This is a genomic window from Aeromonas sp. MdU4 (genome assembly GCF_041929505.1).
Lineage (GTDB): Bacteria > Pseudomonadota > Gammaproteobacteria > Enterobacterales > Aeromonadaceae > Aeromonas.
Genome location: NZ_JBHFMW010000059.1, coordinates 1,242 through 1,852, shown reverse-complemented (window position 1 = coordinate 1,852; position 611 = coordinate 1,242). Strand labels below are relative to the sequence as shown.

2 protein-coding genes are annotated in these 611 nt (G+C 44.4%); both read left to right on the top strand.

Annotated elements, in window-relative coordinates; translation table 11 throughout:
* A partial coding sequence (locus ACE1BR_RS23110) for a helix-turn-helix domain-containing protein (RefSeq protein WP_374874417.1) occupies positions 1-192 on the top strand: 192 nt, incomplete at its 5' end.
* A 74-nt stretch (positions 193-266) separates the two neighbouring features.
* The coding region (locus ACE1BR_RS23105) for a hypothetical protein (protein ID WP_374874415.1) at positions 267-611 on the top strand (345 nt) is incomplete at its 3' end.

Sequence of the window (611 nt, the reverse complement as noted above, 5' to 3'; positions counted from 1 at the left end):
GAGCGGCAAGCTGAAGGAATTGAGTTAGCCAAGCGACGAGGTGTTTATAAAGGCCGTAAGCCTACTGCAATGGCAAAAGGTAATGAAGTCCTCGCACTGGTTGCCAAAGGATTGCCCAGATCTGAAATTGCCAAACGCACGGGGATCAGTATCTCCAGCGTACAACGCATTCTCAGATCTCAGAGCAACTGAAACGGAGTGTGGTTTACCGTTCCTAACGGTAGCCATACATCTCTACTTAATAAAGTTATTTGGTGAGATAAAAAATGAAAAAGCTGACATTCTTTTTACTACTAACTCTTATGTCTGGAAGTCAATCAATACAGGCGGCGGAGCCGTTCACAGGCTTTCTGCCAGCACTAGTGCAGGACAAAACAGGAAAGCCATTTTGGTGTAACGCCCATTTGAAGTTAAACAGAAAATGTATCGCAACTGAAATCAGTAATCTTTCAATGGTCATTGTTCGCAGTCAACCATTCGGTGACTGTGAAGCAGGTATGTGGGGTTGGATCGCCACTGCGGGCTCCCCACAGAAAATTGCCATTGGCTACACTATTACACCTGATGAAAAATACAATATTTCAATGAAAGATATGTGTCGACCTGGCACT